General features: G+C 71.1%; 21 protein-coding genes and 1 pseudogene. 7 read left to right on the forward strand and 15 right to left on the reverse strand.

What is annotated here, in order from left to right; all coding sequences use genetic code 11:
- Positions 1-154 precede the first annotated feature (154 nt).
- Complete coding sequence (locus OHS18_RS21985; RefSeq protein WP_328618341.1) at positions 155-3,289, reverse strand: TIM-barrel domain-containing protein; 3,135 nt, start codon at positions 3,287-3,289, stop codon at positions 155-157.
- A gap of 525 nt (positions 3,290-3,814) precedes the next feature.
- Between OHS18_RS21985 and OHS18_RS21990 the strand changes: the two genes are divergently transcribed.
- Complete coding sequence (locus tag OHS18_RS21990) at positions 3,815-4,126, forward strand: hypothetical protein (protein ID WP_328618342.1); 312 nt, start codon at positions 3,815-3,817, stop codon at positions 4,124-4,126.
- Positions 4,127-4,148: 22 nt separating this feature from the next.
- Here the strand turns inward: OHS18_RS21990 and OHS18_RS21995 are convergent.
- Positions 4,149-5,604 (reverse strand): annotated as a pseudogene (locus OHS18_RS21995) (FGGY-family carbohydrate kinase).
- A 95-nt stretch (positions 5,605-5,699) separates the two neighbouring features.
- Here OHS18_RS21995 and OHS18_RS22000 point away from each other — a divergent pair.
- Positions 5,700-6,695: a LacI family DNA-binding transcriptional regulator gene (locus tag OHS18_RS22000; protein ID WP_328618555.1), complete on the forward strand. Its 996-nt coding sequence runs from the start codon at positions 5,700-5,702 to the stop codon at positions 6,693-6,695.
- A gap of 41 nt (positions 6,696-6,736) precedes the next feature.
- Here OHS18_RS22000 and OHS18_RS22005 read toward each other — a convergent pair whose 3' ends face one another.
- Positions 6,737-6,925: a hypothetical protein gene (locus OHS18_RS22005; protein WP_328618343.1), complete on the reverse strand. Its 189-nt coding sequence runs from the start codon at positions 6,923-6,925 to the stop codon at positions 6,737-6,739.
- A 29-nt stretch (positions 6,926-6,954) separates the two neighbouring features.
- Here OHS18_RS22005 and OHS18_RS22010 point away from each other — a divergent pair, with 29 nt between their 5' ends.
- The 3 genes from OHS18_RS22010 to OHS18_RS22020 all read left to right on the forward strand — a co-directional run bounded on the left by OHS18_RS22010 (position 6,955) and on the right by OHS18_RS22020 (position 9,607).
- Positions 6,955-7,170 carry a hypothetical protein gene (locus OHS18_RS22010; RefSeq protein ID WP_328618344.1) on the forward strand — a complete coding sequence of 72 codons (216 nt, stop codon included), beginning with the start codon at positions 6,955-6,957 and terminating at the stop codon, positions 7,168-7,170.
- A 15-nt stretch (positions 7,171-7,185) separates the two neighbouring features.
- Entirely contained in the window at positions 7,186-8,688 is a 1,503-nt protein-coding gene (locus tag OHS18_RS22015) for an alpha/beta hydrolase (protein ID WP_328618345.1), read from the forward strand.
- Between the two features lie 73 nt (positions 8,689-8,761).
- Positions 8,762-9,607, forward strand: a complete 846-nt coding sequence (locus OHS18_RS22020; protein ID WP_328618346.1) for an SGNH/GDSL hydrolase family protein — start codon at positions 8,762-8,764, stop codon at positions 9,605-9,607.
- Here the strand turns inward: OHS18_RS22020 and OHS18_RS22025 are convergent.
- The 10 genes from OHS18_RS22025 to OHS18_RS22070 all read right to left on the reverse strand — a co-directional run bounded on the left by OHS18_RS22025 (position 9,604) and on the right by OHS18_RS22070 (position 19,895).
- Positions 9,604-10,389: a DeoR/GlpR family DNA-binding transcription regulator gene (locus OHS18_RS22025; protein ID WP_328618347.1), complete on the reverse strand. Its 786-nt coding sequence runs from the start codon at positions 10,387-10,389 to the stop codon at positions 9,604-9,606. The two genes, OHS18_RS22020 and OHS18_RS22025, sit on opposite strands and share 4 nt — an antisense overlap.
- Before the next feature lie 102 nt (positions 10,390-10,491).
- Positions 10,492-12,297 carry a DUF5107 domain-containing protein gene (locus OHS18_RS22030; RefSeq protein ID WP_328618348.1) on the reverse strand — a complete coding sequence of 602 codons (1,806 nt, stop codon included), beginning with the start codon at positions 12,295-12,297 and terminating at the stop codon, positions 10,492-10,494.
- A complete protein-coding gene (locus OHS18_RS22035) occupies positions 12,294-13,355 on the reverse strand; it encodes an ABC transporter ATP-binding protein (RefSeq protein ID WP_328618349.1) in 1,062 nt (353 codons plus the stop codon). The genes OHS18_RS22030 and OHS18_RS22035 overlap by 4 nt, the downstream gene beginning before the upstream one ends.
- A 6-nt stretch (positions 13,356-13,361) precedes the next feature.
- Positions 13,362-14,285: a carbohydrate ABC transporter permease gene (locus OHS18_RS22040; protein ID WP_328449747.1), complete on the reverse strand. Its 924-nt coding sequence runs from the start codon at positions 14,283-14,285 to the stop codon at positions 13,362-13,364.
- A gap of 10 nt (positions 14,286-14,295) precedes the next feature.
- Positions 14,296-15,249: a carbohydrate ABC transporter permease gene (locus tag OHS18_RS22045; protein ID WP_328618350.1), complete on the reverse strand. Its 954-nt coding sequence runs from the start codon at positions 15,247-15,249 to the stop codon at positions 14,296-14,298.
- Positions 15,249-16,625 (reverse strand): ABC transporter substrate-binding protein, encoded by a 1,377-nt coding sequence (locus OHS18_RS22050; RefSeq protein WP_442875422.1) that lies wholly within the window; start codon positions 16,623-16,625, stop codon positions 15,249-15,251. The genes OHS18_RS22045 and OHS18_RS22050 overlap by 1 nt, the downstream gene beginning before the upstream one ends.
- 126 nt (positions 16,626-16,751) lie before the next feature.
- On the reverse strand, positions 16,752-17,606 hold the full coding sequence (locus tag OHS18_RS22055) for a class II fructose-bisphosphate aldolase (protein ID WP_328618352.1): 855 nt from the start codon (positions 17,604-17,606) through the stop codon (positions 16,752-16,754).
- Positions 17,607-17,672: 66 nt separating this feature from the next.
- Entirely contained in the window at positions 17,673-18,566 is an 894-nt protein-coding gene (locus OHS18_RS22060) for a 1-phosphofructokinase family hexose kinase (RefSeq protein WP_328618353.1), read from the reverse strand.
- A gap of 7 nt (positions 18,567-18,573) precedes the next feature.
- Positions 18,574-19,455: an SIS domain-containing protein gene (locus tag OHS18_RS22065; RefSeq protein ID WP_328449739.1), complete on the reverse strand. Its 882-nt coding sequence runs from the start codon at positions 19,453-19,455 to the stop codon at positions 18,574-18,576.
- Between the two features lie 212 nt (positions 19,456-19,667).
- Positions 19,668-19,895: a hypothetical protein gene (locus OHS18_RS22070; RefSeq protein ID WP_328449737.1), complete on the reverse strand. Its 228-nt coding sequence runs from the start codon at positions 19,893-19,895 to the stop codon at positions 19,668-19,670.
- Between the two features lie 133 nt (positions 19,896-20,028).
- Between OHS18_RS22070 and OHS18_RS22075 the strand changes: the two genes are divergently transcribed.
- Positions 20,029-20,466 carry a GNAT family N-acetyltransferase gene (locus OHS18_RS22075; RefSeq protein WP_328618354.1) on the forward strand — a complete coding sequence of 146 codons (438 nt, stop codon included), beginning with the start codon at positions 20,029-20,031 and terminating at the stop codon, positions 20,464-20,466.
- On the opposite strand, the gene OHS18_RS22080 is transcribed toward OHS18_RS22075, so the two are convergent.
- Positions 20,463-21,050 carry a hypothetical protein gene (locus tag OHS18_RS22080; RefSeq protein ID WP_328449733.1) on the reverse strand — a complete coding sequence of 196 codons (588 nt, stop codon included), beginning with the start codon at positions 21,048-21,050 and terminating at the stop codon, positions 20,463-20,465. The two genes, OHS18_RS22075 and OHS18_RS22080, sit on opposite strands and share 4 nt — an antisense overlap.
- A gap of 92 nt (positions 21,051-21,142) precedes the next feature.
- Entirely contained in the window at positions 21,143-21,838 is a 696-nt protein-coding gene (locus OHS18_RS22085) for an SDR family oxidoreductase (protein ID WP_328618355.1), read from the reverse strand.
- Between the two features lie 103 nt (positions 21,839-21,941).
- Here OHS18_RS22085 and OHS18_RS22090 point away from each other — a divergent pair, with 103 nt between their 5' ends.
- Positions 21,942-22,844: a LysR family transcriptional regulator gene (locus OHS18_RS22090; RefSeq protein WP_328618356.1), complete on the forward strand. Its 903-nt coding sequence runs from the start codon at positions 21,942-21,944 to the stop codon at positions 22,842-22,844.
- Positions 22,845-22,866: the final 22 nt, after the last annotated feature.

Raw genomic sequence — 22,866 nt, forward strand, 5'->3', positions numbered from 1 at the left:
ACCAGGACAACGGGGTCGTGACGATCGACCACGACGGCGTCCGCACCATTCTGTCCACTGAGGACGGACTGGCCAACCCGACCGCGGTCGCCGTCCGTGACGAGACGCTGTTCGTCACGGACGGCGCCTACTTCGGCGGCTCGCCGAACCTGCTTCAGGCGACGCTCGCGGCGAACACGTGCAACGCCGGGTTCGCCGGCAGCGTCACCGCCACGACCTCCTTGCCCGCGGTCAGCGGGACGGAGTTCGCGAACACGCGGTACGGCGTGGTCGGGTAGGCCGCGCCGGTCCCGGTGTTCTTGCCCAGGACGGTCGCGACGGTCGTCGCGCCGTACTGGGCGGGATCGGCGCAGCACCAGTTCGGGAACCCGAGATCGGCCTGGCCGGTGCTGCCGTCGGCGTACTGGACGACGACCGTGCCCTTCGCGGTCCCGGTGCCCGTACCGGCCAGCACCAGCTTCGACCCGGTCCCGCGCACCGCCACGGTCTGACCGGCCGCGACGACGTTGTCCGGCTTCGCGCCCACGGCGTCCGGCCAGGTCAGCGACGCACCCAGAGCCGCGAACGCCGCTCCCGGTTTCAGCCCGGCCTCGGCGAGGCCTTCGGCCCGGAAGCTGCTGCCGCCGCCGTCGAGATCGCCGCCGGTCACGTGGGCCGCGTCGGTGACGCCGACGTTCGACGCGGCCGCCGCCAGCGACGCGTAGGGAACCGTGACGGTCGACGAGTCCACGGCTTGGTGTGTGTCCAGCCGCGCGCGGTAGGTCGTGGTCGCGGTGACCTGGTAATCCGCCGGCTTCAGCCCGGCTTCGGGGGTCAGCGTCACCGGCACCTTCACCGTCTGACCAGGCCAAACGAGCTTCGGCAGCGCCGGGACGTCGGCGTGGAACCCGGTTCCCTGCACCGAAAGCGCGACGTCCCGGACGGGCAGCGGCGTGCCGTTGGTGAAGCTCACCGTCGCCGCGGCGGGCTGTCCGGGAGCCGCCAGCGACGGCATGGTCAGCGTCGTCGAGCCGTTGTCGTCCTCGGGGAAGAACCCGCCGACGGCGCTGGCGCCGAAGAGCCGCACGTCCTGACTCGCACCGGCGCCGACCGGCCCGGTCTTCACGCGCACCACGCCACGGGCGGCCGGGTCGTACCACCAGCCCGACGACGCCTTGTCCAGTTCGGCCTTGCCGGCGTACTGCCGCAGGATCCCGGTGCCCGCCTGGACGAGCGCCGGCTTCGTTCCCGTGTGGACGGACAGCTGGTAGTTCCGCGCCGCGGGCTTGCCCGGGTAGCTTCCGGCGCTCGCGCCGATCCCGACGGTCACCGGGCCCGGCCCGGACTTCGGCGCGTCCACGGTGAACGTCTGCTTCGCCTGCTCCCCGCGCTGGTAGCCACGGGTGACGCCGTCGTCTTCGGTGAGCGTGAAGCTGCCCTTGCTCTGCGGGTAGACGTCGAGGTCGAGTTCGCCCTTGTCCCGCGTCTGCCACGACTTCGTGCCGTCGGCCCACATCGGCACTACGGCGCCGGCCCGGACGAACAGCGGGAGCGTGTCGAGCGGCGCGTCGTAGCCGTCGATCGTGGTCGGGCCGGTGTAGGTCTTGCCGCTCCAGTAGTCGACCCAGGTGCCCTTGGGCAGGTAGATGCCGTTGCGGACGTTCGACTTCTCGTACACCGGCGCGACGAGGAAGTCCGTGCCGGACAGGAACTCGTACTTCGCTTTGTCGGTCCACACGTTCGGGTCGTCCGGGTACTCCAGGGCCAGCGGCCGCACCTGGCCGACGCCGGTCTGGTGCGCCTGCGCGGAGTAGCTGTAGGTGTAGGGCAGCAGCCGTTCCTTGAGCATCAAGTACTTGCGGTTGATCGAGGTGTACGGCTCACCCTGGGCCCACGGCTGCTTGTCCGACGACGCCCAGCCGTCCATCGTCATCGCCGTCGGCAGGAAGGACTTCCACTGCAGGTCGCGGACGTAAGTCTGCGGGCTCCCGCCGAAGATGCCGTCGATGTCGCCGGTGTTGTAGGCGATGCCGGACGTCGTCGCGCCCGCGTAGGTCGGGATCTGCCACTTGATGTAGTCGTAGGAGCCGGACTGGTCGCCGCTCCACAGCACGCCGCAGCGCTGGGCACCGGCCCAGCTCACCGGCTGCCAGACGAACCCGCGCGCGTCACTGTTGTCCTCGATGCCCTTGTGGGCGGTGTCGCAGGCGTCGAGCGCGAACTGGTACCCCGGGCCGACCCAGGCGACGTCCAGCTTGCGCACCCGCACCCCGGCCTTGACCTCTTCGGCCTGGTTGGGGACGCCGTTCTCGGTCCACAGCCCGAGCTGCACGTCGTTCTTGCGCAGGCCCTCGCCGGTCTGCTGGAGGTTCTCGTACCCGCAGCCGTAGCCGTCGTTGACCAGCATCCAGCCGTTGGGCATGTCGTTCGCCGTGTAGCCGTCGGCCACCTTCACCGCGTCGAGCGTGTGCCGTTCGCCGCGGTTGGCGTTGTGGAGATAGCAGTCCGAATCGCCGGTCTCCAGGCCGTAGATCGGCGGCAGGAACGGCTTCCCGACCAGGTCGGTGTACCCGCTGATGACGTCTTTGAGGTTGTTTCCGACGACATAGGTGGCGTCGAAGCGGCGCTCGTCGTGGGTGGTCTCGACCGGGGCGGTGAAGGAGTAGCTGCCCGGCGCGAAGGTGTTCCGCAGGACGCCGTAGCCCGCGGTCGAGGCGTAGAACGGCTGCGAGTTGGGCGCGCCGCCGTCGTTCCAGTTGTCGTCGGCGAAGATCTTGATCGTCTGGTCGCGGTGGCTGTAGCGGCCGTTCTGCTCGCCGCCGCCGACGAACTGCTCGGACGCCGTCCGGGTCAGGCTCTGCGTGGTCGTCGAGCCGGTCCAGGACAGCGGCGCGGACTCCGCCCAGAGCTGCTTGCGGTCCGCGCCGTCGTAGAGGGCGAACTTCAACGGGTGCTTGTATGCCCGCAATGTCGCTTTCGGGGTGGAGATGGCCCAGTAGGCGCCCTTGTCGACGCGCTTCGGCGTGACCGGGGGCGTGTTCTTCGGGAGGACGATCTTGCTGCCGGCCGGGTCGGTGAAGGACCCGTCGGGGGCGAGCCAGACCCGGACGGCACCGTCGGCCGGGAAGCTCACGCGCACCGCCGCGCTCCCCGACGCCAGCGTCACCGTGGCGCCGTCGGCGGAGATCCCGGTCAGGTCGCCGAGCTGGCCGGAGGGCTCCGCGGGCGGGTCGGCGTAGGCCGTGGCGGGCGAGAGCCCGAGAACGGCGGCTGTTGCCAGACACCCGAGCGTTTGCGCAACTCTGCTCATTACTGACACCTTTCGCGCATCAACACGCATATCGGCCTCTGTATAGCGCACGTTTCGCGCAGTGTCACCCGCTGAACCGGTTCCGACGCCCGGACTCCCGACTTCCGTCGGGCGGTCACTGCGAGTACTTGAACGGCGTCTTAGAGCTCACTCCATCTGCAAATTGCAGATCGCATCTCTCTGTCCACTCAGGACGATTACGCGCGTCGCTTCCCGTTGCCACACTTCAGGTTCCGATGGGCGTTTTCCGGCGTGCAGCAGCACGTGCATCCGCACGCCGCCGAGGCGAGCAGGTTGTCAGCAAGTGATGAAGTGCTTGCTGTGAAACAGGTTTCCGCTGTAAGTTGGCAGCCCACCGAAGGCTGGGGATCAGCAATCGGGGCTCGTGCTGCTCGACGGGATCTGGGAGGTGACCGGCGAGAGAGCGCTTACCGGCGGTCGGGTCGCCGTCGGGTGCAGGAGGGAAGTCATGCCGTGGTTCACCCAGGACAAGCAGTGTCCGACCGAGTGACAGAACCGTACTTGGTGGCACAGGACGCCATCGCCGACGAGCTCCGCCGCGGCAAGTGGTGCGTGTACCTGCACGAATGGCTGGGCATCGACGGTGATCTGCCGACGTGGCAGGCCGAGGTGGCCGCCAAAGCGTCACTCTCCGGAGTCGAAGTGTGCTTCGTCGAGATCCCGCGCAAGGACATGACGCTGATCGCGAACGTGCGGGCACTGCCGTCCTTCGAGCAGGTCAGGGAGTCGGTCGCGGCCCTGGAGGACTACCGCGGCCGGGTGGACCGACAACGTTGGCACGGCGCGGCGGCACGGCGGCTACCACCGCCTGGGTGACAACGTTGGCACGGCACCCGTGCTACCGAGCTGACTCACGTTGCCGCGCCGCCAGGAAGTGCGCCGTCTTCGCCGTCGCGTCGTGCAACGCCCGGTAGTGCTCGTAGAACTCCTGATACCGCGTGACATTCGCCGGGTCGGGCGTCACCGTTGCCGCGATCGGATTGGCGCGGGCCAGGTCGATCCCGAGGCCCGTGGCCTCCGCCACCAGGAGCGCGTCGCCGAGGGAAGCGCCGATCGTCTCGGCCGGGATCTGCTGGGGCAAGCCCGTGACGTCCGAGACGATGCGCGTCCACAGGCCGCCCTTGGTGCCGCCGCCGACCGCGACCAGGCGCCCGGCCGCGCCGCCCGCGGCGGCCATCGCCTCCAGGTTGTGCCGCACCCCGTACGCGATGCCCTCGAGTGCCGCGCGGTAGAGGTCGGCGCGGGTGTGCGCGGTCGTCAAGCCGGCGAGCACGCCCCGCGCGTCCGGGTCGAACAGCGGCGTCCGCTCCCCGGCGAAGTACGGCAGCAGCAGGAGCCCGCGGCTGCCCGCCGGCACGTCTGCGGCCTCGGCGGCCAGGTCCGCGTAGCCGCCGCCGACCAGCCGGCGCAGCCAGTCGGTGACCGCGCCCGACGTCGCCATGCCCGCGGCGAGCGTGAAGCTGCCCGGCGCGACCCCGCGCGCACCCCACAAGCCGGGGTGCGGCCTGGGTTCGGTGAGCATCTGGACGAGGAACATCGTGGTGCCGTACATGATCATCACGTCGCCGGGCTCGCGGACGCCGACGCTCGTGGCTTCCGCCCAGGCGTCGACCGTGCCGGCGGTGACCGGCAGCCCGGTCCGTTCAGCCGCGGCGGCGGTGACCTCGCCGGCGATCTCGGTCGGCCACAGCAGGTCCGGGAGCGCCGGCCCGGGCGCGACGCACTCCGCCCAGTCCGCCGCCCACGCGCCGGCCGCGAGGTCGTACAGCGGCGTGCACTGGCTGGCCGAGTGGTGGTCCAGGACGTACCGGCCGGTGCACCAGGAACGAGCTCGCCATCAGGAGCTTCTTCGTGCACGTGGACATCCGGCTCGTGCCGGGCCGGCCAGCGCACCTTGGGCCCGACGGCCTGGCCGGTCAGCGGCGTACCACCGCGCGCCAGGATCTCGCCGGCCCCGAACTCGTCGTTCAGCTCCGCGATTTCGGCGCCGGCCCGGGTGTCGACGCCATACAGGATGGCCGGGCGCAGCGGGTCGCCGTGCTCGTCGGCGGGCAGCAGGCCGCTGATCCCGAGCCCGGCGAGAGGCCGGCCGCCGGCGGCGCGCAGCAGGTCCGCGACGACGGCGGTGAAGTCGGTCCACCACACGGCTTCGGCGTCGTGCTCCACCCAGCCGGGCGGGGCGTCGACACGCCGTGTTCGCGGACGGACCGGGCGAGCACGGCGCCCTCGGCGTCCACCAGGACGCCCTTCGAGCCGGCCGTGCCGATGTCCACGCCGAGCAGCAGTCCGGTCATCCACCCCTCCGCCGGGCCGCCATGCGGGAAATCGATTACCACCAAGCTATGGTGTGTCCGGAACACTGGCAACGACTCAGGTGAACGAGGACGCGGTGGCGACGATCTCCGACGTGGCGGCACTGGCCGGGGTGTCCACCGCGACCGTGTCCCGGGCACTCAACGGCAAGTCCACTGTGGACCCGACATTGGCCGAACGGGTGGCCCGGGCGGTGGCCGAGCTCGGCTACACGCCGAACGGGCTGGCCCGCAGCCTGCGCCGCCGCGAGACGGCGGTCCTCGCGCTGATCATCTCCGACGTCGAGAACCCGTTCTTCACGGCGATCGCGCGCGGGGTCGAGGACACCGCGCAGGCCGCCGGGTTCTCCGTGATGCTGTGCAACTCCGACGAGAACACCGCGAAGGAACGCCGGTACGTCGAGGTCGCGGCGCAGGAACGGCTGGCGGGCGTGATCATGTCGCCGACCACCGCCGAGAGCGACGTCCGCCCGCTGCTCGCGCACGGCACGCCGATCGTGACGGTCGACCGGCGCCTGGAAGCGGCCGACTGCGACGCGGTGCTCGTCGACTCCCGGGTCGCGGCCCGCGATGCCGTGCGGCACCTCGTCGATCGCGGCTACGAGCGGATCGCCTGCGTCGCGGGGCCGCCGGGGATCACCACGGCGGACGACCGCCTCGACGGTTACCGCGACGGACTCCGCGACGCGGGCCGGAAACTCTCGACGCGGCTGGTACGCCGCTGCGAATTCCGCGAAACCGGCGGATACGAAGCAGCGAAACAGTTGCTGACCAGAGCCGATCCGCCGGACGCGCTCCTGGTGTCCAGCAGCACGATGGCGATCGGCGTCCTGCAGGCAATGGCGGAGCTGGGCCTGACTTCCGGCCGCGACGTCGGCATCGTCTCGTTCGACGACGCGCCCTGGACGACGCTGATTTCGCCGACCCTGACCGTCGTGGCCCAGCCGGCCCACTCGATGGGCCAGCTCGCGGCGCGGCTCCTGCTGGACCGCATCGGCGGCAGCGGATCCCCCGCGGCGACCACGACGACGATGGCCGCCCAGCTGATCGTCCGCGGCAGCTCCACCCGCTGAAAGCGGCACTTTTCCCCCGCGGCACGGTCGCGCTCGCCGGGTCACTGGTGGTGCCGGCGAGCACGGTGCCGATGCCCCTGGCTCGGCCCGGACACGCCGATGTGGCCGACCCAGGCGTTGCTGCTGGTCCGCGGCGCGGGGCTGGGTTTGTCGATCATGCCCGCGTCGACGGCGGCGTACGCCTCGGTCGACGCGAACGAACTCGGGCACGCGACGGCGCTGGTGAACATCGGGCGGCGCGGTCGGCGGGGCGTTGTGCGTGATCGTCTTGCCCCGTGGCCTCACGATCGATCCGGCGACCGGCTTCGGCTGGGCGTTCGGCGTGCTGGGCGCGCTGTGCGTACTCGGCACCGTCGCGACGGCCTGGCTGCGCCGCGCGATCGTCCACAGTGGACGCCACGATGGGATCCACCTGCGAACCTGGCGCGATCACCGGTTTGGTGATTTCCTGGAGCCGATCAACCACGGTCAGTGACGGGGAGGACGGGCCATGCTGGGGGTACGCAAGCGGCTGCTGACCGCGGCGGCGGTCACGGCGGTAGCGGGAAGCCTGCTGGCCGCGGCGCCGGCGTCGGCGGCCGGAACGGGAAGCGTCGACTGGAAACCCTGCGCGGACGCGCCGGGCGTCGACTGCGGCGCGGTGACCGTGCCGATCGACTACGCCCACCCGGAGAAGGGCACCACGAGCGTCGCGCTCGCCCGGCGGAAGGCCACCGACCCCCAGGCCAGGATCGGCGCGGTCCTGATGGACCCGGGCGGTCCCGGTGGGCCGGGCGCGGGCCAGGTCAAGGAAGGCTGGTCGCTCTCGGCCGAGGTCACCAAGCGCTTCGACACCGTGGGCTTCGACCCGCGTGGCATCGGCGACAGCACCCAGATCAAGTGCGGCCTCGACGAGGTCATCGCCGACCACCCCGAGGTGCCGCGCAATCAGGCCGAGTTCGAACAGCTCGCGCAGTACAACCGGAAGGTCGGCGAAAGCTGCTCCCGGCTCACCGGGCCGCTCGCGAGTTTCGCCGACACCAAGACCGTCGCGCGGGACATGGACGCGATCCGCGCCGCGCTCGGCGAGAAGAAGCTGACCTACTACGGCGTTTCGTACGGGACGCTGATGGGCCAGCAGTACGCCGAGCTGTTCCCCGGCAAGGTCCGCGCGCTCGTGCTGGACAGCAACATGGACCACTCGCAGCTGGGCGCGTGGGACTTCCTGCGCAGCGAAACGCAGTCCGTGCAGGCGGAGTTCGGCGAGTTCGCCGGCTGGTGCGGCCGGACGCCGGCCTGCGTGTTGCACGGCCAAGACGTCTCCAAGCTGACGCGGGACCTGCAGGACAAGGCCGCGCGCGGGGAACTGAAGGCGCCGCAGAGCGGTGAACCGATCACCCCACTGAACCTCGCGTCGATCTTCCAGGGCGCGTTCTACGGCCCGAGCTGGGACCAGCTGGCGAAGACGTTGAAGTCCTTCGCGGACGGCACACCGGCGGCCGCGTCGGCTCGGGCGCGGGACGAGATCCCGGTCAACACCGTGTTCCAGAGCATCTTCTGCGACGACTGGAACCTGCCGGTGCACAACTACGCCGAGCTGGAGACCTACCGGCGCGCGGCCGCGGCCTCCGCACCGGACGTCAAGGTCAACTCGCTGGGCTGGTCCGCCGTGACCGCCTGCATCGGCTGGCCGGAGAAGGCGAGCAACCCGCAGCACCCGCTGCAGGTGCACGGCGCGCCGCCGCTGCTGGTCCTGAGCAGCAAGTACGACCCGGCGACGCCGTACGTGTGGTCGCAGACCGTGGCCCGGCAGACCGGCAACACGCTGCTCACCTACGACGGCTGGGGCCACGGCGCCTACTTCAAGAACAGCGACTGCGTCACCAGGGCGACCGACGACTACCTGATCACCGGCAAGCTCCCGGCCAAGGGCACGCACTGCGCCGCCGTGGAGCCGGGCACGCCCCAAGCCCGGATCGCCGGGCCGAAGGCGCCGCCGGCAATCGGCTTCTGACGCTTCCGAAACGAGGCCGGGACCGGCACAATCGGTTCCGGCCTCGCGGCGTTGCGAGGAAAGGAGCCCCGTCATGCGGTTCAGGACTTTCCTCGCGAGTACGGCGATCGCCGTCACGCTCACCGGGCTGGCCACGGCGCCCGCGGACGCCGGAGTCCGGCACGGCGGCGGGTACCTCGCCCTCGGTGACTCCGTGGCGTTCGGCTACCGGCCCGGCGCCGTGACCCCGGTTTCGGACTACCTGAACGCGGCGAACTTCCGCGGCTACGCCGAGAACTACGCGGCCCTGCGCGGCCTGCGCGTCGCCAACGCGTCGTGTCCCGGCGAGACGACCGGGAGTTTGCTGAAGGCCGGCGCGCAGAGCAACGGCTGCGAGAACTCCGTCGGCTCCCCCGTCGGCTACCGCACGACGTTCCCACTGCACGTGCCGTACGCGGGCACCCAGATCGACTACGCCACGCGGTATCTGCGCACCCACCAGGACACCAAGCTGGTGACGCTGAACATCGGCGCCAACGACATGTTCGTCTGCCAGGCCACGACGCCGGACCAGTGCACCGGCCCGGACTTCCAGGCGGCGCTGGACCGGATGAGCCGCAACGTCGCGACGATCCTCGGGGCGGTGCGCGCCCACTACCGCGGTGACCTGGTGCTGATGTCGTACTACTCGCTCGACTACCGCGACCCCGCGCAGGTCGAGCAGGTGCAGGCGATCGACGCGGCGCTCACGCAGGTGACCCGCCGCTACCACGGGAAGATCGCCGACGGCTTCACGGCGTTCCGGCTGGCGTCCCTGCGCACGGGTGGTGACCCGTGCGCGGCCGGGCTGCTGATCAAGCTGCCGGCCGGGGGCTGTGACGTCCACCCGACAGCGGCCGGCCACCGGGTCCTCACGGCGGCCCTCGCCCTGGCGCGTTAAACCGCCTGGACCTCGACGCCCGCCGCCTCGAACGCGCGCACGATCTCCGGGTCCGCTTCCTCGTCGGTCACCAGCGCGTGCACCTGCGTCGTCTCGCAGATGCGGGCGAACGCGCGGCGGCCCAGCTTCGACCCGTCCGCCACCGCCACCACGCGCTCGGCGCGTTCCACCATCAGGCGGTTGATGCTGGCCTCGCCCTCGTGGTGGGCGAACGCGCCCGCGTCCGGGTCGAACGCGTCGACGCCGAGGAACAGCAGGTCGATGGTCAGCTCGCTGAGCACCCGCGTGGCCAGCGGCCCGCTCAGCTCGAACGACTGCGGCCGGGCCACACCGCCGGTCACGACGATCTTGACGTTCGGGCGGACCGCCAGCTCGTGCGCGATGTTCAGCGCGTTCGTCACCACCGTGATGCCGGGCGCGTCACCCCGCCCGGACAGGTCGGACCGGATCGCCAGGGCCCGCGCCACGCCGGCGGTCGTCGTGCCGCCGTTGAGGCCGACCACCATCCCCTTGGCGGCGAAGGCGGCCGCGGCGTTGCTGATCCGCTGCTTCTCCGGGACGTGCCGCGCGGTCTTGTAGCGCAACGGCAGGTCGTAGGCGAGGTCGTTGGCGACCGCGCCACCCCGGGTGCGCGTGAGCAACTGCTGCTCCGCCAGGTGGTCGAGGTCGCGGCGGATCGTCGCCGCGGAGACGCTCAGCTCCTCGGCCACGTCCTCGACGTCGATCTTTTCCCGCTGCCCCAGCATGTCCAGCAGGGTGCTCAACCGTTCGTGCCGGGCCATCGGCGGTACTCCCTAGGTTCCTGTGCACAAAAAAGTGCGCTGTTGACCACCGTTTCGAGCATTATGCTGCACGATCACTGTCCTCGGAACGCGGCACGCCGCCTACTTCATCCGGAAGTCATAGCGCCCCGGCAGCGGATCGGACGACAGCGCCGCCCAGGTGTCGGACAACGACGTCTCCCCTTCCCGGATGTTCGCGACCTCGAACCCCGCGTCGAAGATCGCCCGCGCACCCTCGACGTCGCCCAGCGCCAGCCGCGCCTGAGCGGCCAGCAGGGCAAGCCGTCCCGTCGGTTCCGGCGGCAGCTCCGGCGCGCACCCGGCCGCGACGGCCTCCACCAGCAGCGGCTCCAGCGCCGGCGCCAGCTTCAACGCCCGGTCGTACAGCTGGGCCGCCTCCGCCGAGCCGGCCGTCACCGCCAGGCAGCGCAGGGCCCACGGGTTCTCGGCCGCTGACACCGAAGCCGCCCACGCCTCCCGCGCTGCCTCGTGACGCCCGGCCGCCCAGCGCGCGACACCCCGGTGGTACCAGGTCAGCCAGTTGTCGGCCGTGTGCTCCAGCAGATCGGCCCAGTACCGGTTGACCAGCGTCGACGGCGGCACGGCCCCTGGGTCACCCTGCGGCGGGACACCGTCCAGCAGGGACAGCCACGGCTCCTGCTCCGGCCCCAGCGACTCCGGCGGAAACGGCGTGCCCGGCAGGCAGGTCGGCATCCGGCGGGCCTCCAGCGCACCCCAACCGGACCCCTCGGCCAGCAGCGGACCGGGCTCGACGTCGAGGATCTTCCGCCACTGTTCGTGGTACCCGGTCAAAACCGGTGCGACGACGGCGTCGGTGGCGGCCTGCCAGTCGTCGCCGTGGACCACCGCGGGATCGGCCGCGAGCGGGCCGTACGCCTCGAGCCAGTCCCACGCGTCGCCGGCCGGCAGACGCAGGTGCTCCAGCTGCGTGCGGGCCAGCCCGGCCTGGATCTCCAGGTAGCCGCCCGCTCCCGGCGCGAGCCAGTCCTGCCAGCGGCGGCCGCCCGCGGATTCGCCCCACAGGAACAGTTTCCGGCCGCGCAGCCGCTCGGTCGAGGTCTGCAGCAGGCCGCGCCCGTCGCCGTCCACCGCGGCGATCCACGGCTTCGAGCACTCGAAGAAGTAGTCCGCGGCGGACTCCGCGCGCGCCGGGTAGGTCAGCGAGCCCGGGACGTCGACCAGGTCCAGCCGGCCCGAGTAGCCGTAGTGCCAGGCCTGCGTCGCCGGTGCGAGGACGCGGGTGTCCGGCGTCTGCGCCACCGCGACGTTCGACCACCAGTACACCGGGACGTCGTGCGGATGCGGGTTGCGGATCCGCACGCCCACCAGCAGGAAGTCGGAGTCCTCGGGCAGCCAGAAGTCGAGGTGGTACGGCAGGTCGCGGGTGCGTTCCCACTCCCACAGCCGCAGCACCGGCGTGCCGTCCGGCCCTTCGACCTGAGCCGCGAACATCGGCGCGCAGGTCAGCGTCGTGTGCCCGGTGCTGCCCAGGTTCCACTCGACGCCGCCCGCGAACCAGGCGTCGCGCAGCGCGAGGTTCGCGGGCTGGAACACCGGGTTGCGGTAGAGCAGCTCACGTCCGTTGTGGACCAGGGAGTACAGCCGGCCGCCCAACGTGGGCAGGATGGTCGCCCGCACCCGGTCGTTCTCCAGCACCAGCGCGGGCAGCTCCCGCTCGGTGCGCGAGCGCGAATACCCGTCCTGCAGCCGGCACGGCAGCACGGTGTCGAGCCGGCCGTAGTCCAGCCCCGCCGCGAGATCCGGCGGCAACTCGTCCACATTGGACACCGACGCGACGGCCTCCGGCTTGATCAAGGGCGGCAACGGGTTCTCGGGTCCCAGCTCGGCCGCGGGCAGGACCAGCCCGGTGCGGTACAGGCGCGTCATGGCAGCCGGTCACCGGTGGCCGCGTCGAACAGGTGGACCGAGCCGAGCTGCGGCGTCAGCGCGATCGCCTGCCCCCGCTGCCACGGCGCCATGCCCGGCGTACGCACGGTCAGCACCCGGTCGCCGTCCCGGCAGTACAGGTACTGGTCGCTGCCCAGCTCCTCGACGACCTCGACGACGGCGTCGAACCCGCCGTCGCCGATCGTCCAGCCCTCCGGCCGGACGCCGACGACGACGCCGGGCCCGGTCAGCGCCGAGCGCTGCGCCGGCGTCAGGGGCAACCGCGTCCCGCCGACAACCGCGCCGTCGCTGTCCACTGTGGTCTCCAGCAGGTTCATCGCGGGCGAGCCGATGAACCCGGCGACGAACACGTTCACCGGCCGCGCGAACAGCCCGATCGGCGTGTCGACCTGCTGCAGGACACCGTCCTTGAGCACCGCCACCCGGTCGCCCATGGTCATCGCCTCGACCTGGTCGTGCGTGACGTACAGCGTCGTGATGCCGAGCCGTCGTTGCAGCGACGCGATCTGCGTGCGCGTCTGCACCCGCAGCTTGGCGTCCAGGTTGGACAGAGGTTCGTCCATCAGGAACACGCTCGGCTCGCGCACGATCGCCCGGCCCATCGCGACCCGCTGGCGCTGCCCGCCGGACAGCTTCGCGGGCTTGCGGTCGAGGTACTCCGTCAGATCGAGTACCGCGGCGGCCTCGCGCACCTTGCGTTCGCGCTCGGCCTTCGGCATCTTGGCCAGCTTCAGGTGGAAGCCGATGTTCTCGCCGACCGACATGTGCGGGTAGAGCGCGTAGTTCTGGAACACCATCGCGATGTCGCGGTCCTTGGGCGCCAGCTCGGTGACGTCGCGGTCGCCGATGTGGATGGAGCCGTCGTCGACCCCCTCCAGCCCGGCCAGCATCCGCAGCGTGGTCGACTTGCCGCAGCCGGACGGCCCGACCAGCACGAGGAACTCGCCGTCGGCGACCTCGAGGTCGAGCCCGTCGACGGCGGGGCGCTCGACCCCGGCGTAGAACCGGGTCGTGTCCTGGAAACTCACGGTGGCCATCAGGTCCTACTTTCCGGCGCCGAGGGTCAGGCCGGTGATGATCCGGCGGGCGAGCACGAGGTAGAGCACGAGCATCGGGAGCACGACGATCGCCACGCCGGCGATCAGGCCGCCGTACTCCGACTGGTAGCTCGCGGCGCCGTAGAAGGTGAACAGCGCCCGCGAGAGCGTGAAGTGGGCCTGGTCCTTGAGGAACACGATCGCCAGCAGCGTCTCGTTCCACAGGCCGATGGCGTTCAGCGTCAACGCCGTGATCAGGCCGCCGCGGGCGAGCGGCAGCATGACGGAGAAGAACGTCCGCGTCGGCGAGGCACCGTCCAAAGAGGCCGCTTCCTCCAGCTCGTCCGGCAGCGAGCGGAAGAAGCCGGTCAGCAGGAACACGGTGAACGGGATCGACAACGCGACGTAGAGCAGGAACAGGCCGTACTCGTTGTCCAGGTGGGCTTTGCTCATGGTCACGAACAGCGGGATGATCACCGTCTGGAACGGGACGCCCATGCCGATCGCGACGGCGTTCGTCATCGGCCCGGACCCGCGCACGCCGAGCCGGGTCAGCGCGTACGCGCAGGGCGCGGACACGGCGACCGTCGCGACCGTCGCCAGCCCGACCAGGACGACCGTCGTCAGCACGGCGTCACCGAACCCCGCGTTGTTCCAGGCGTAGATGAAGTTCCGGAACGGCTTGCCGAGGTGGAACCACTGGTACGGCAGCGCGAACGGCTTGGTGAAGATCTCCACCGGCGTCTTGAACGAGGCCGTGAGCAGCCAGTACAGCACCAGCACGTTGCCCGCGGTGAACGCCCAGACGATCACGGAACCCAAGAGCCGCAACGGGCTCAGCTTCCGCGAGCCGGGCGCCGGACGCGGTTTGCGCGGCACCTTGCGCGGTGGTTTGGCGACCGCGCGCACGGGCGCGTCGGTGACAGTCATGGGATCCCCCTCAGAACTGGATCGCGTCACGGCGCATCAACCGGCGCAGCAGGACAACGAGAATCGACACCAGCGCGATCATCGCCACCGCGCAGGCGCAGGCGGCCCCGAAGTCGGGCGTGCCGTTCGAGCCGAAGGTGCGGTCGAACACGTAGACCCCGAGTGTCCACGCCTGGTTCGGCGGCGCGTAGGTACCCGGCCCGGCCAGCACGAACACCAGCTCGAAGATCTTCAGCGCGTTGATCGTCCACAGGACACCGGCGACGCCGACGACGTCCCACGTCATCGGCAGCGTGATGTTGCGGAACTTCTGCCACGGCGACGCGCCGCCCAGCTCGGCGTCCTCGTAGAGGTACGGCGGGATCCGGTCGACCGCGGCCATCAGGATCGTGATGTAGAAACCCGAGCTGGCCCAGATCAGCGACGCCGTCACGACGCCGGTGACGTTGGCCGGCGCCAGGAACTTCGCCGCGTCCGCGCCGACGTGCTCCAGCACGTAGTTCGCCAGGCCCTGCTTGCCCGGCTGGTACTTGAACACGAACCCGAGGAACATGCCCAGCGCCACCGGCGCGACGATGTTCGGGAAGAACAGGATGGCCCGGACGACCTTGCCACCACGCATGTCCCGCAGCACCATGGTGAACAGGAACGCCAGCGCGAACGTGCCGACGCCGCCGAGGAAGACGTACACCAGCGTGTTGCGGAAGGCGTACTGGAACGAGTCGCTCGCCCACATCTGCGTGTAGTTGGTGACGCCGTTGGGCTTGGGCGTGTCCCCCGCGCCGGCCCAGCTGGTGAAGCTCAGGACGACGGTCGCGAGCGTCGGGAGTACCAGGAAAGCCAGGTACAGCACCAAAGCCGGGGCCGCGAACGGCCAGAACAGCCGCCGCTTGCGGCGCAGGTGCGCAGCGCCGGCGGCGCGGGCCCCCCGGTCCCGCGCCGCCGTCGTCGTGACCGTGGCCATCAGCTCTGGTTCTTCCAGAAGTCGGCGCCCTTGGCCGCGAGCTGGTCCACGAACTGCTGGGGGTTCAGCTCACCCTTGAGCAGCGAGGTGTCGGCCGGGTCGAAGACGTCGGTCTGCCACTTGCCGCCGGCGATGCCGTCGATCCCGTCGTACTGCAGGACGTGCTCCTTCTTCGGGTCGTCCATCGCGGCCTTGACCTGCTTGAGGTCGTCCGGCACGGCGAGGTCGGCGCGCGGCACCAGGTTGTCGGCCACCGCCGGGATGCCCGAGAGGATGTCCTTGTTGAGGAAGTAGGCGATGAACGCCTTCGCGGCCTCGGCGTGCTTGGCCTTCTTGGTGACGGCGAAGCCGATCGACATCTGCTCGACGGTGTCGTGCGTGGCACCGGCCGGCATCGGGAACTGGAACGAGCTGTAGTTGATCTTCGTTCCGGCGCCCTGCTTGTCCAGGTACTCGCGCGTCTCGCTCGGCGCCCAGGTGCCGACGTAGAGGTAGCGCGAGTCGCCGTCGGCCCAGCGCTGCTGCACCTGCGGGAACTTCGCCGCGTCCCAGCCGTCGATGAAGTACTTCGGCAGCTTCGCGGTTTCGTTGGCGGCCTTGAGGAAACCGGGGTCGGTCTTCCAGAGCTGCCCGGTCTTGTCGGCCGCCGCCTTGTTCAACCCGCCCGAGCCCACGTAGCGCTCGGCGAGCTGGGTGAAGAAGTACATGTTGTAGAACGGGATGTCGCCGTCCTGGCTGATCGCGGCCTTGCCGTCGGCCTTCGCCTTGTCGAACAACGCGGTCAGGTCGTCCATCGTCTTCGGCTGCTGCACGTCACCCGCGGCGTCCTTGTTGAACCACCAGGCGCTCGACTGGACGGTGTAGGGGACCATGAAGTTGTGGCCCTCGCGGTCCTTGTTCTGCGGGAAGTCGTACGAGCTGGGCGAAAGCACGTCCTTGACGGTCTTGTCGCCCTCGCCGACCTTCATCGCGAAGACGTCGTCGACGCTCTGCGTGCCGCCCGGTGTCGCGATCGCCGCGCCGACCTTGCTGACGTCCTGGTCGAACAGGTCCGGCACCGCGTCGGTGTTCAGCGCGGGCACCAGGTTCTGCGTGTAGGCCTTGCGCCCCAGCCACTGCACGTTCACCTTGACGCCGGTCTTCTCCTGGAAGCACTTGAAGGCCTTCTGCAGGACCTTGCCCTGGGGCTCGTCGGCCGTCCACATCGCCCAGTAGGTGAACTCCTTGTCCGTGGCGGGTTTGACCGCCGCCTCCGGGCAAGGCGCGTTGAGGTACTGGTCGACACCGGGCAGCGCGTTCTCACCGGTGTCGCTGCCGGAGTCCGCGCCCCCGCCGCAGCCGGCCAGCAGGAGAGAGGCCCCCACCGCACACGCCATGACCTTGCTTCGCCGCATCCGCCACCACCAGAGTTCGAGTTTCACGCAACTTCTGCGCGTTGCTGCGCAGTTTTGTTAGGTTTCACGCATCTGTCAACACTTGATGGAACAAGTTCTGCTCAATCGTCACTTCGGTCCGCGCTCGGTGACCAGCATGAGCACACCGAGCAACCGCCGCACCTCGACGGCGACGGCGTCGCGCCCGGCCCCCAGGTACTTCCGCGGGTCGACGCGGTCCGGGTGCGCGCGCCAGTCCCCGGCGGCGGCCGCGGTGAACACCTTGTTGAGCTGGGTGGCGATGTTGATCTTCGTCATCCCGGCTTTCACCGCGTCGGCCAGGCCTCCGTCGGGTACGCCGGAGGAACCGTGCAGCACCAACGGGACCGGCACCCGGTCCCGCAGCCTCGCGATCAGCTCGAAGTCCAAAGTGGCGTCCCGGGTCAGCATCGCGTGCGAGCTGCCGACCGCCACGGCGAGCGCGTCGACCCCGGTGGCCGCGGCGAACTCCGCCGCCTCGTCCGGATCGGTACGCGCGCCCGGCGCGTGCACGCCGTCCTTGCCGCCGACCTCGCCGAGTTCGGCCTCGACCCAGACGCCGTGGTCGTGGCAGAACGCGGTGATCTCGCGGGTCGCGCGGACGTTGTCGGCGTAGTCCAGTTTGGACGCGTCGAACATGACCGAGCCGAACCCGAGCCCGACGGCTTCCCGCACGAGGTCGGCGGATTCGGCGTGGTCGAGGTGCACGGCTACGTCCGGTTCGGCTTCACGGGCCGCGGCCAGCGCCGCGCCGCCGATCGGCGCCAGGGCGCCGTGGTAGCGCACGGCGTTCTGGCTGAGCTGCACGATCACCGGCGCGCCGGTCGCGGCCGCGCCGTCGATGATCGCGGTGATGTGCTCCAGCTGGATGGCGTTGAAGGCGCCGCAGCCGCGTCCCGCCGCCACAGCGGCGCCGACGATCTCCCCGGTACTCACCAGAGGCATGACCTACTCCTGTCGTTTCGGGTCTGCCGCGGCTTGTCGTGAGTGGTTAGGGCGGTTAGAACCGCCCTAACCACTCACGACCCGCACCGCGACCAAGTCCACTTCGCGCTCGTAGTGCGCCAGGTCGATGTCTCCGGCCAGCGGCCCCAGCACGGCCGCGCCGGACAGCGCGACGGCCCGGCGCAGGATGCCCGGCCACGCCTCGCGGCGGCTGAGGCCGAGGGCGAGCGCCGCGACGACGGCGTCACCCGCGCCGGTGCTGTTGCCCCGGAGCGCGGTGGACGGCGTCGCGTGCCACGTGCCCGAGCCGGTGACCGCGAGCAGTCCGTCGGCGCCTAGTGACACGACCACCGCGCCCGCGCCCGCCCGCCGCAGTTCACCCGCCGCGGCGACCGGGTCGTCGAGGCCGGTGACCTCGCGCAGTTCTTCGGCGTTCGGCTTGACCACGGCCGGGCGTGCGGCCAGGCCGGCCAGCAGTGCCGCGCCTGAGGTGTCCAGCACGGACGTTCCCGTGAGCAGCGACGCGTAGGCGCCGGACGGCGCGCCGGGCGGGAGACTGCCGGAGCAGACCAGCACCTCGGGCGCGTGCCGCCGGACCGCGTCGGCGAGCAGCCGCCATTCCGCGGCGGACAGCGCCGGGCCGGGCTCGTTCAGCAGCGTGACCGAGCCGTCGTCGCCCAGCACGGTCGTGGTGCGGCGCGTTTCGCCGGCGATCGGCACCAGCTCGGCGGGCACCCCGGCCGCACCGAGGTCCGCCGCGACCGCGGACCCGGTCGCCCCGCCGGCCGTCGCGACCGCGCGGACGTCGGCGCCCAGCGCGTGCAGCACCCGCGCGACGTTGATCCCCTTGCCCCCGGCCCGGCTCCGGACCTCCCGGACGCGGTGCACGCCGTCCGGCCGGAGACCGTCCACTGTGTACGTGACGTCGAGCGCGGTGTTCGGCGTCACGGTGAGGATCACGGCGGGCTCACGTCAGCACGACGGAGCGGCTGAGGCTGCGTGGGTTGTCCGGGTCCAGGCCCTTGCGCCGGGCGATCGCGCCCGCGACGAGCTGCGCGCGGACCAGGTCGGCCAGCGGGTCGAGGCCGCTTTCGACGAACGTGCCGCCCGCCCGGCGGACGTCCTCGGCCAGCCCCTCCGGCGCGCGGCCGAACATCCAGGTCACCCGGCCCGGCTCGGCGATGCTGATCGGGCCGTGCCGGTAGTCCCACGCCGGGTACGACTCCGTCCACAGCAGACACGCCTCGCGGAACTTGAGCGCGGCCTCGTTCGCGAGCCCCACCGACCAGCCGGTGCCGAGGAAGCTGAACTGCCCGGCGCCGACCAGCGACTCCGGCAGCGGCTCGGCCAGCACCCGCTCGGCCTGCGCGATGACGCCGGTCAGGTCCTCGCCGAGGTGCGCGCGCAGCATCGCGAGCGCGGTGGTGGCGAACCGGGTCTGCACGACCGAGCGTTCGTCCACCGAGGACAGGTCGACGACGGCGTCGGCGGCCCGCTCGATCTCGGCGGGCACGCCGGTGATCGCCGTGGTCCGGGTGCGGCCGCGCAGCTTCGCGAGCACGGTGTGCACCTCGGTCGTAGTGCCCGAGCGGCTCAGCGCGAGCACGTGGTCGTAGTCCCGGCCGGCCGGGAACTCGGACGCGGCGAACGCGTCGGTCTCCCCGAGCCCGGCGGTTTCACGCAGCACCGCGTACGCCTGACCGACGAACCACGACGTGCCACAGCCGACGATCGCCACCCGGGCGCCCGGCGCGGGCAGCTGCCCGCTGTTCGCCGAGGCCAGCGCGGCCGCGTCCCGCCAGCAGCCGGGCTGGCTCGCGATCTCCGCCGCCATGAAGGTCCCGCTCATGAACTCCCCATCCGTGCCGGTTGTGCGCAACACCTGTCACGTTAGGTGCAGTTTTGTGCGTCGTCAATCGTCGTATCGTGCAACTTCACACAGCGTCCGCGCAGAGAAGTGCGCGAGAAGACAGCAGACGACGGAACCGGCACCGGGTCCGGGCGCAGCAAAAAGGCCACCCTCGGCGAGGGTGGCCTGCAGCGGGAGAGCGGGTCCGGCGGCTACCGGGGCTTGCGGCGCAGCAGCCCGGTGACGACAGCCATCGCGCGCGAACGCGACGACGGGACCGGGGCGACGACCGGCTCGGGACCGATCCGGCGGCGCATGCGGTAGGCGAGTTCGAGCACTTCGATGTCTTCGGGCCGGCGTCTGCCGTGGACGTCCGGCCTCAGGTACAGCTCGCTGACCGTGACAGGCTTGCCACTGGCACGGGGTGCCGTGCGCGCCATCGGGAACCTCCGGGAGTAGCTGCCGTGCGGGATGGCGCTGATTCTATGAATCAAATTCGGGTTCGTCACCTTACTCACCAGTTGTGTCCGGCGTGTTCATCGAACCGGCCATCCCCCGCGTTAGCCTCGCAGCATGATCACCACTGGGGCGTTGACCGAATCCGACCGCGTGGCCTGGGAAAACCTGTTCGCCGGCTACAACGAGTTCTACGGCAGGCCACTCACGCCGCACCTCGCGGACCGCGACTGGCGCGAGTTCTCGACCGGCGAGCGGATGCACGCGCTCGGCGCGCGGCTCGACGGCGAGCTCGTCGGGATCGTGCACTTCCTGACCCACGCCAGCACGACGTCGGCCGACGTCTGTTACCTGCAGGACCTCTTCACCGCGCCCGAAGCCCGCGGTCACGGCGTCGGCCGGGCGCTGATCGACGCCGTCGCCGGCTGGGCGCGGGACCAGGGTTGCGTGCGCGTCTACTGGCACACGCAAACGTCGAACACGACCGCGCGCCGGCTCTACGACCAGGTCGCGCTCGACAAGGGGTTCATGCAGTACCAGATCCCGCTCGGCTAGCGGCGGTGCCGGCCGCCACCACCGCGGTGGTGGCGGTCGTGCCCGCCGTCGTGGTGCCCGCCGCCGGACCACGCCTGCTGGCGGTGCGGGCTCGCGGACCGGGCCGGATGCCGGTCGGAGCCGCCGGCCCAGGCCGGGACGGCCGGGATTTCGTGCCGCACCGGAGTCACCCGTTTCGGCGGTGCCGCGGAATTCGCGGCCGGTTTTCCGGAATTCGACGGCCGGACGACAGCCGCCGGGATGATTCCGCCGGTTTTCGATTCCGGCACCACGGATTCCGGTGGCTTCGCGGCGTCCGCCGGCGACGGCGTCACGGACAGCGGCACGGGCTCGAGGCCGACGGGCGGCCACACCGCGCCTGCGGCGTGCTCGTACGGCTGCGCGACCGCGGCCGCGACCCCGCCGGTGATCGCCAACGCCCCGGCGACCACCGAGAACACCCGGACCCGGGCGAGCGAACGCAGCACCGGGGACCGGCGGCGGTGCCGCGACGGCGGCGACTCGAGCGCGTCCTGCCAGCTTGCGGACCGGACCAGCAGCTCGGCCACGCTGACCTGCTCGCGGCGCGGAGCCCGACGTGTCATCAAACCCTCCACCCATGGGTCGACCGGACGGTGGCGACGCGTCCGGTCGGCCGATCATAGGAATGGCCGGGGGCCGTGTAAAGCAGCCGCGCTCAGGAGAGCCGGCCGCCGCCGTCGACGTGCAGGGTCGTCCCGGTGATGAACGGATTCGCCAGCAGGCTCAAGGTCGCCGTGGAGATATCCGCCGTCCCGCCGACGCGGCGCGCCGGATTCGCTTCCGCCGTGCGGCGCAAGAAGTCGTCCTTCGCGTCGCCGAGGCGGTCCCACGCGCCCGAGTCGACGATGCCCGGCGACACCGCGTTGACGCGGACCGGCGCGAGCTCCACCGCGAGCGCCTCGGCCAGGAACGCGACCGCGCCGTTCGTCGTGGCCATCACCGCCCGCTCCGGCATCGGGCGCCACGCGGCGACCCCGGAGAACAGCACGATCGCGCCACCGGCGCGGAATCGCGGCGCGAAGTGCTTGGCCAGCATCATCGGCCCGATCACCTTGGCGTCGAAGGCCCGGGTGACCGCGTCCCGGTCCAGTGTCGCGACGGGCCCGTTCGCCGGTGCCGCGGCCAGCGTGATCAGGAAATCGAGTTCACCCACCGTCTCGGCAAGCGCTTTCAGCGAGGATTCGTCCCCGAGATCGGCGTATTCGGTGACAATTCCGGGCTCGGTGAAACGCTCCGGATTCCGCCCGGCGAAGACGACCTCCGCTCCCGCCGCCCGCGCGTCCACCGCGATCCGGCGGGCGATCCCCGAACCGCCGCCCACGATCACCAGCCGTTTTCCGTCGAAAGACATCGTCGTGCTCCTTTCGTCTCGCACCCCGGGTTCAGCGCGCGGCGGCACCGGATCCATCCCGTCGTGATACGGAGGTTTTCGATGGCTGCGATAGAATCGGCGAATGCCTACGCTGCGCGCCCTCGAGTGCCTGGTCGCCGTGCTGGACGCGGGATCGATCACCGAGGCGGCCGCGCGGCTGCACCTTTCGCAGCCCGCGTTGTCCCACCAGATCGGCGCGCTCGAACGCGAACTGGGCACGCCGGTGCTCGAACGGCTGCCGCGCGGGGTCCGGCCGACCGCGGCGGGCCGGGCCGTGCTGAGTGACGCGCGGGCGGCGCTGGCCGCAGCCGAGCGGGTGGTCCGCACCGGCCGCGCGGTGGCCGGCGGCGGTGACGGCTCCCTCCGGATCGCGTGCGCGGAGACCATGACCGCCGGGCTGCTCGCGCCGGTCCTGCGGGCCTGGCACCGGCAACGGCCGGGCGTGCGGATCACGCTCGTCGAGACGACGAGCGCGGACGCGCTGGTCACAGCGTTGGAGACGGTCGAGGCGGACGTCGCGGCCGGACCGCGGCCGAGCCGCTGGACCGGACACAGCGAAGTGGTCGGGCGCGAGGAGATCGTCCTGGCCCTGGCCGCGGACCACCCGCTCGCCACCCGCGCGGCGGTGCCGATCGCGGACCTGGCCGGGCTCCCGGTGGTGCACTACCACCGGGACAACGGCCTCGGCGGCTGGCTGGACGGGGTGGCGGCGGAGCACGCCACGGTGCTGGACGCGGTGATGCGGACGAAGCAGGCGTCGACCGCGGCTCAGCTGGCCGCGGCCGGCCTCGGCGTGGCCCTGGTCCCGACGACGGCGCTGCCCCGGACGTTCGCCGGCGCGCTGCGGCGGCTGAAGCCCGCGCTGCACCGCGAAGTCGTCACTTTCACCGCAACGCCGTCGGATTCGCTCGTCCGGCGGTTTTGTTCGGACGTACGTCACCGCGGGATCGCCGTCCCGGCCGCGCTACTGGACAAACTCTCCTGAGTGACCCGTTAAGTCCTGGTGA

Source organism: Amycolatopsis sp. NBC_00355, assembly GCF_036104975.1.
Lineage (GTDB): Bacteria > Actinomycetota > Actinomycetes > Mycobacteriales > Pseudonocardiaceae > Amycolatopsis.

Excerpts from the sequence above, each read along its gene's own strand:
- OHS18_RS22015 (WP_328618345.1), top strand. The coding sequence starts at position 7,186 with ATGCTGGGGGTACGCAAGCGGCTGCTGACCGCGGCGGCGGTCACGGCG.
- OHS18_RS22075 (WP_328618354.1), top strand. The coding sequence starts at position 20,029 with ATGATCACCACTGGGGCGTTGACCGAATCCGACCGCGTGGCCTGGGAA.
- OHS18_RS22065 (WP_328449739.1), bottom strand. The coding sequence starts at position 19,455 with ATGAGCGGGACCTTCATGGCGGCGGAGATCGCGAGCCAGCCCGGCTGC.
- OHS18_RS22070 (WP_328449737.1), bottom strand. The coding sequence starts at position 19,895 with ATGGCGCGCACGGCACCCCGTGCCAGTGGCAAGCCTGTCACGGTCAGC.
- OHS18_RS22025 (WP_328618347.1), bottom strand. The coding sequence starts at position 10,389 with ATGGCCCGGCACGAACGGTTGAGCACCCTGCTGGACATGCTGGGGCAG.
- OHS18_RS22080 (WP_328449733.1), bottom strand. The coding sequence starts at position 21,050 with ATGACACGTCGGGCTCCGCGCCGCGAGCAGGTCAGCGTGGCCGAGCTG.
- OHS18_RS22045 (WP_328618350.1), bottom strand. The coding sequence starts at position 15,249 with ATGGCCACGGTCACGACGACGGCGGCGCGGGACCGGGGGGCCCGCGCC.
- OHS18_RS21985 (WP_328618341.1), bottom strand. The coding sequence starts at position 3,289 with ATGAGCAGAGTTGCGCAAACGCTCGGGTGTCTGGCAACAGCCGCCGTT.
- OHS18_RS22035 (WP_328618349.1), bottom strand. The coding sequence starts at position 13,355 with ATGGCCACCGTGAGTTTCCAGGACACGACCCGGTTCTACGCCGGGGTC.
- OHS18_RS22040 (WP_328449747.1), bottom strand. The coding sequence starts at position 14,285 with ATGACTGTCACCGACGCGCCCGTGCGCGCGGTCGCCAAACCACCGCGC.
- OHS18_RS22055 (WP_328618352.1), bottom strand. The coding sequence starts at position 17,606 with ATGCCTCTGGTGAGTACCGGGGAGATCGTCGGCGCCGCTGTGGCGGCG.
- OHS18_RS22050 (WP_442875422.1), bottom strand. The coding sequence starts at position 16,625 with ATGGCGTGTGCGGTGGGGGCCTCTCTCCTGCTGGCCGGCTGCGGCGGG.
- OHS18_RS22090 (WP_328618356.1), top strand. The coding sequence starts at position 21,942 with ATGCCTACGCTGCGCGCCCTCGAGTGCCTGGTCGCCGTGCTGGACGCG.
- OHS18_RS22020 (WP_328618346.1), top strand. The coding sequence starts at position 8,762 with ATGCGGTTCAGGACTTTCCTCGCGAGTACGGCGATCGCCGTCACGCTC.
- OHS18_RS22030 (WP_328618348.1), bottom strand. The coding sequence starts at position 12,297 with ATGACGCGCCTGTACCGCACCGGGCTGGTCCTGCCCGCGGCCGAGCTG.
- OHS18_RS22005 (WP_328618343.1), bottom strand. The coding sequence starts at position 6,925 with ATGTTCACCAGCGCCGTCGCGTGCCCGAGTTCGTTCGCGTCGACCGAG.
- OHS18_RS22085 (WP_328618355.1), bottom strand. The coding sequence starts at position 21,838 with ATGTCTTTCGACGGAAAACGGCTGGTGATCGTGGGCGGCGGTTCGGGG.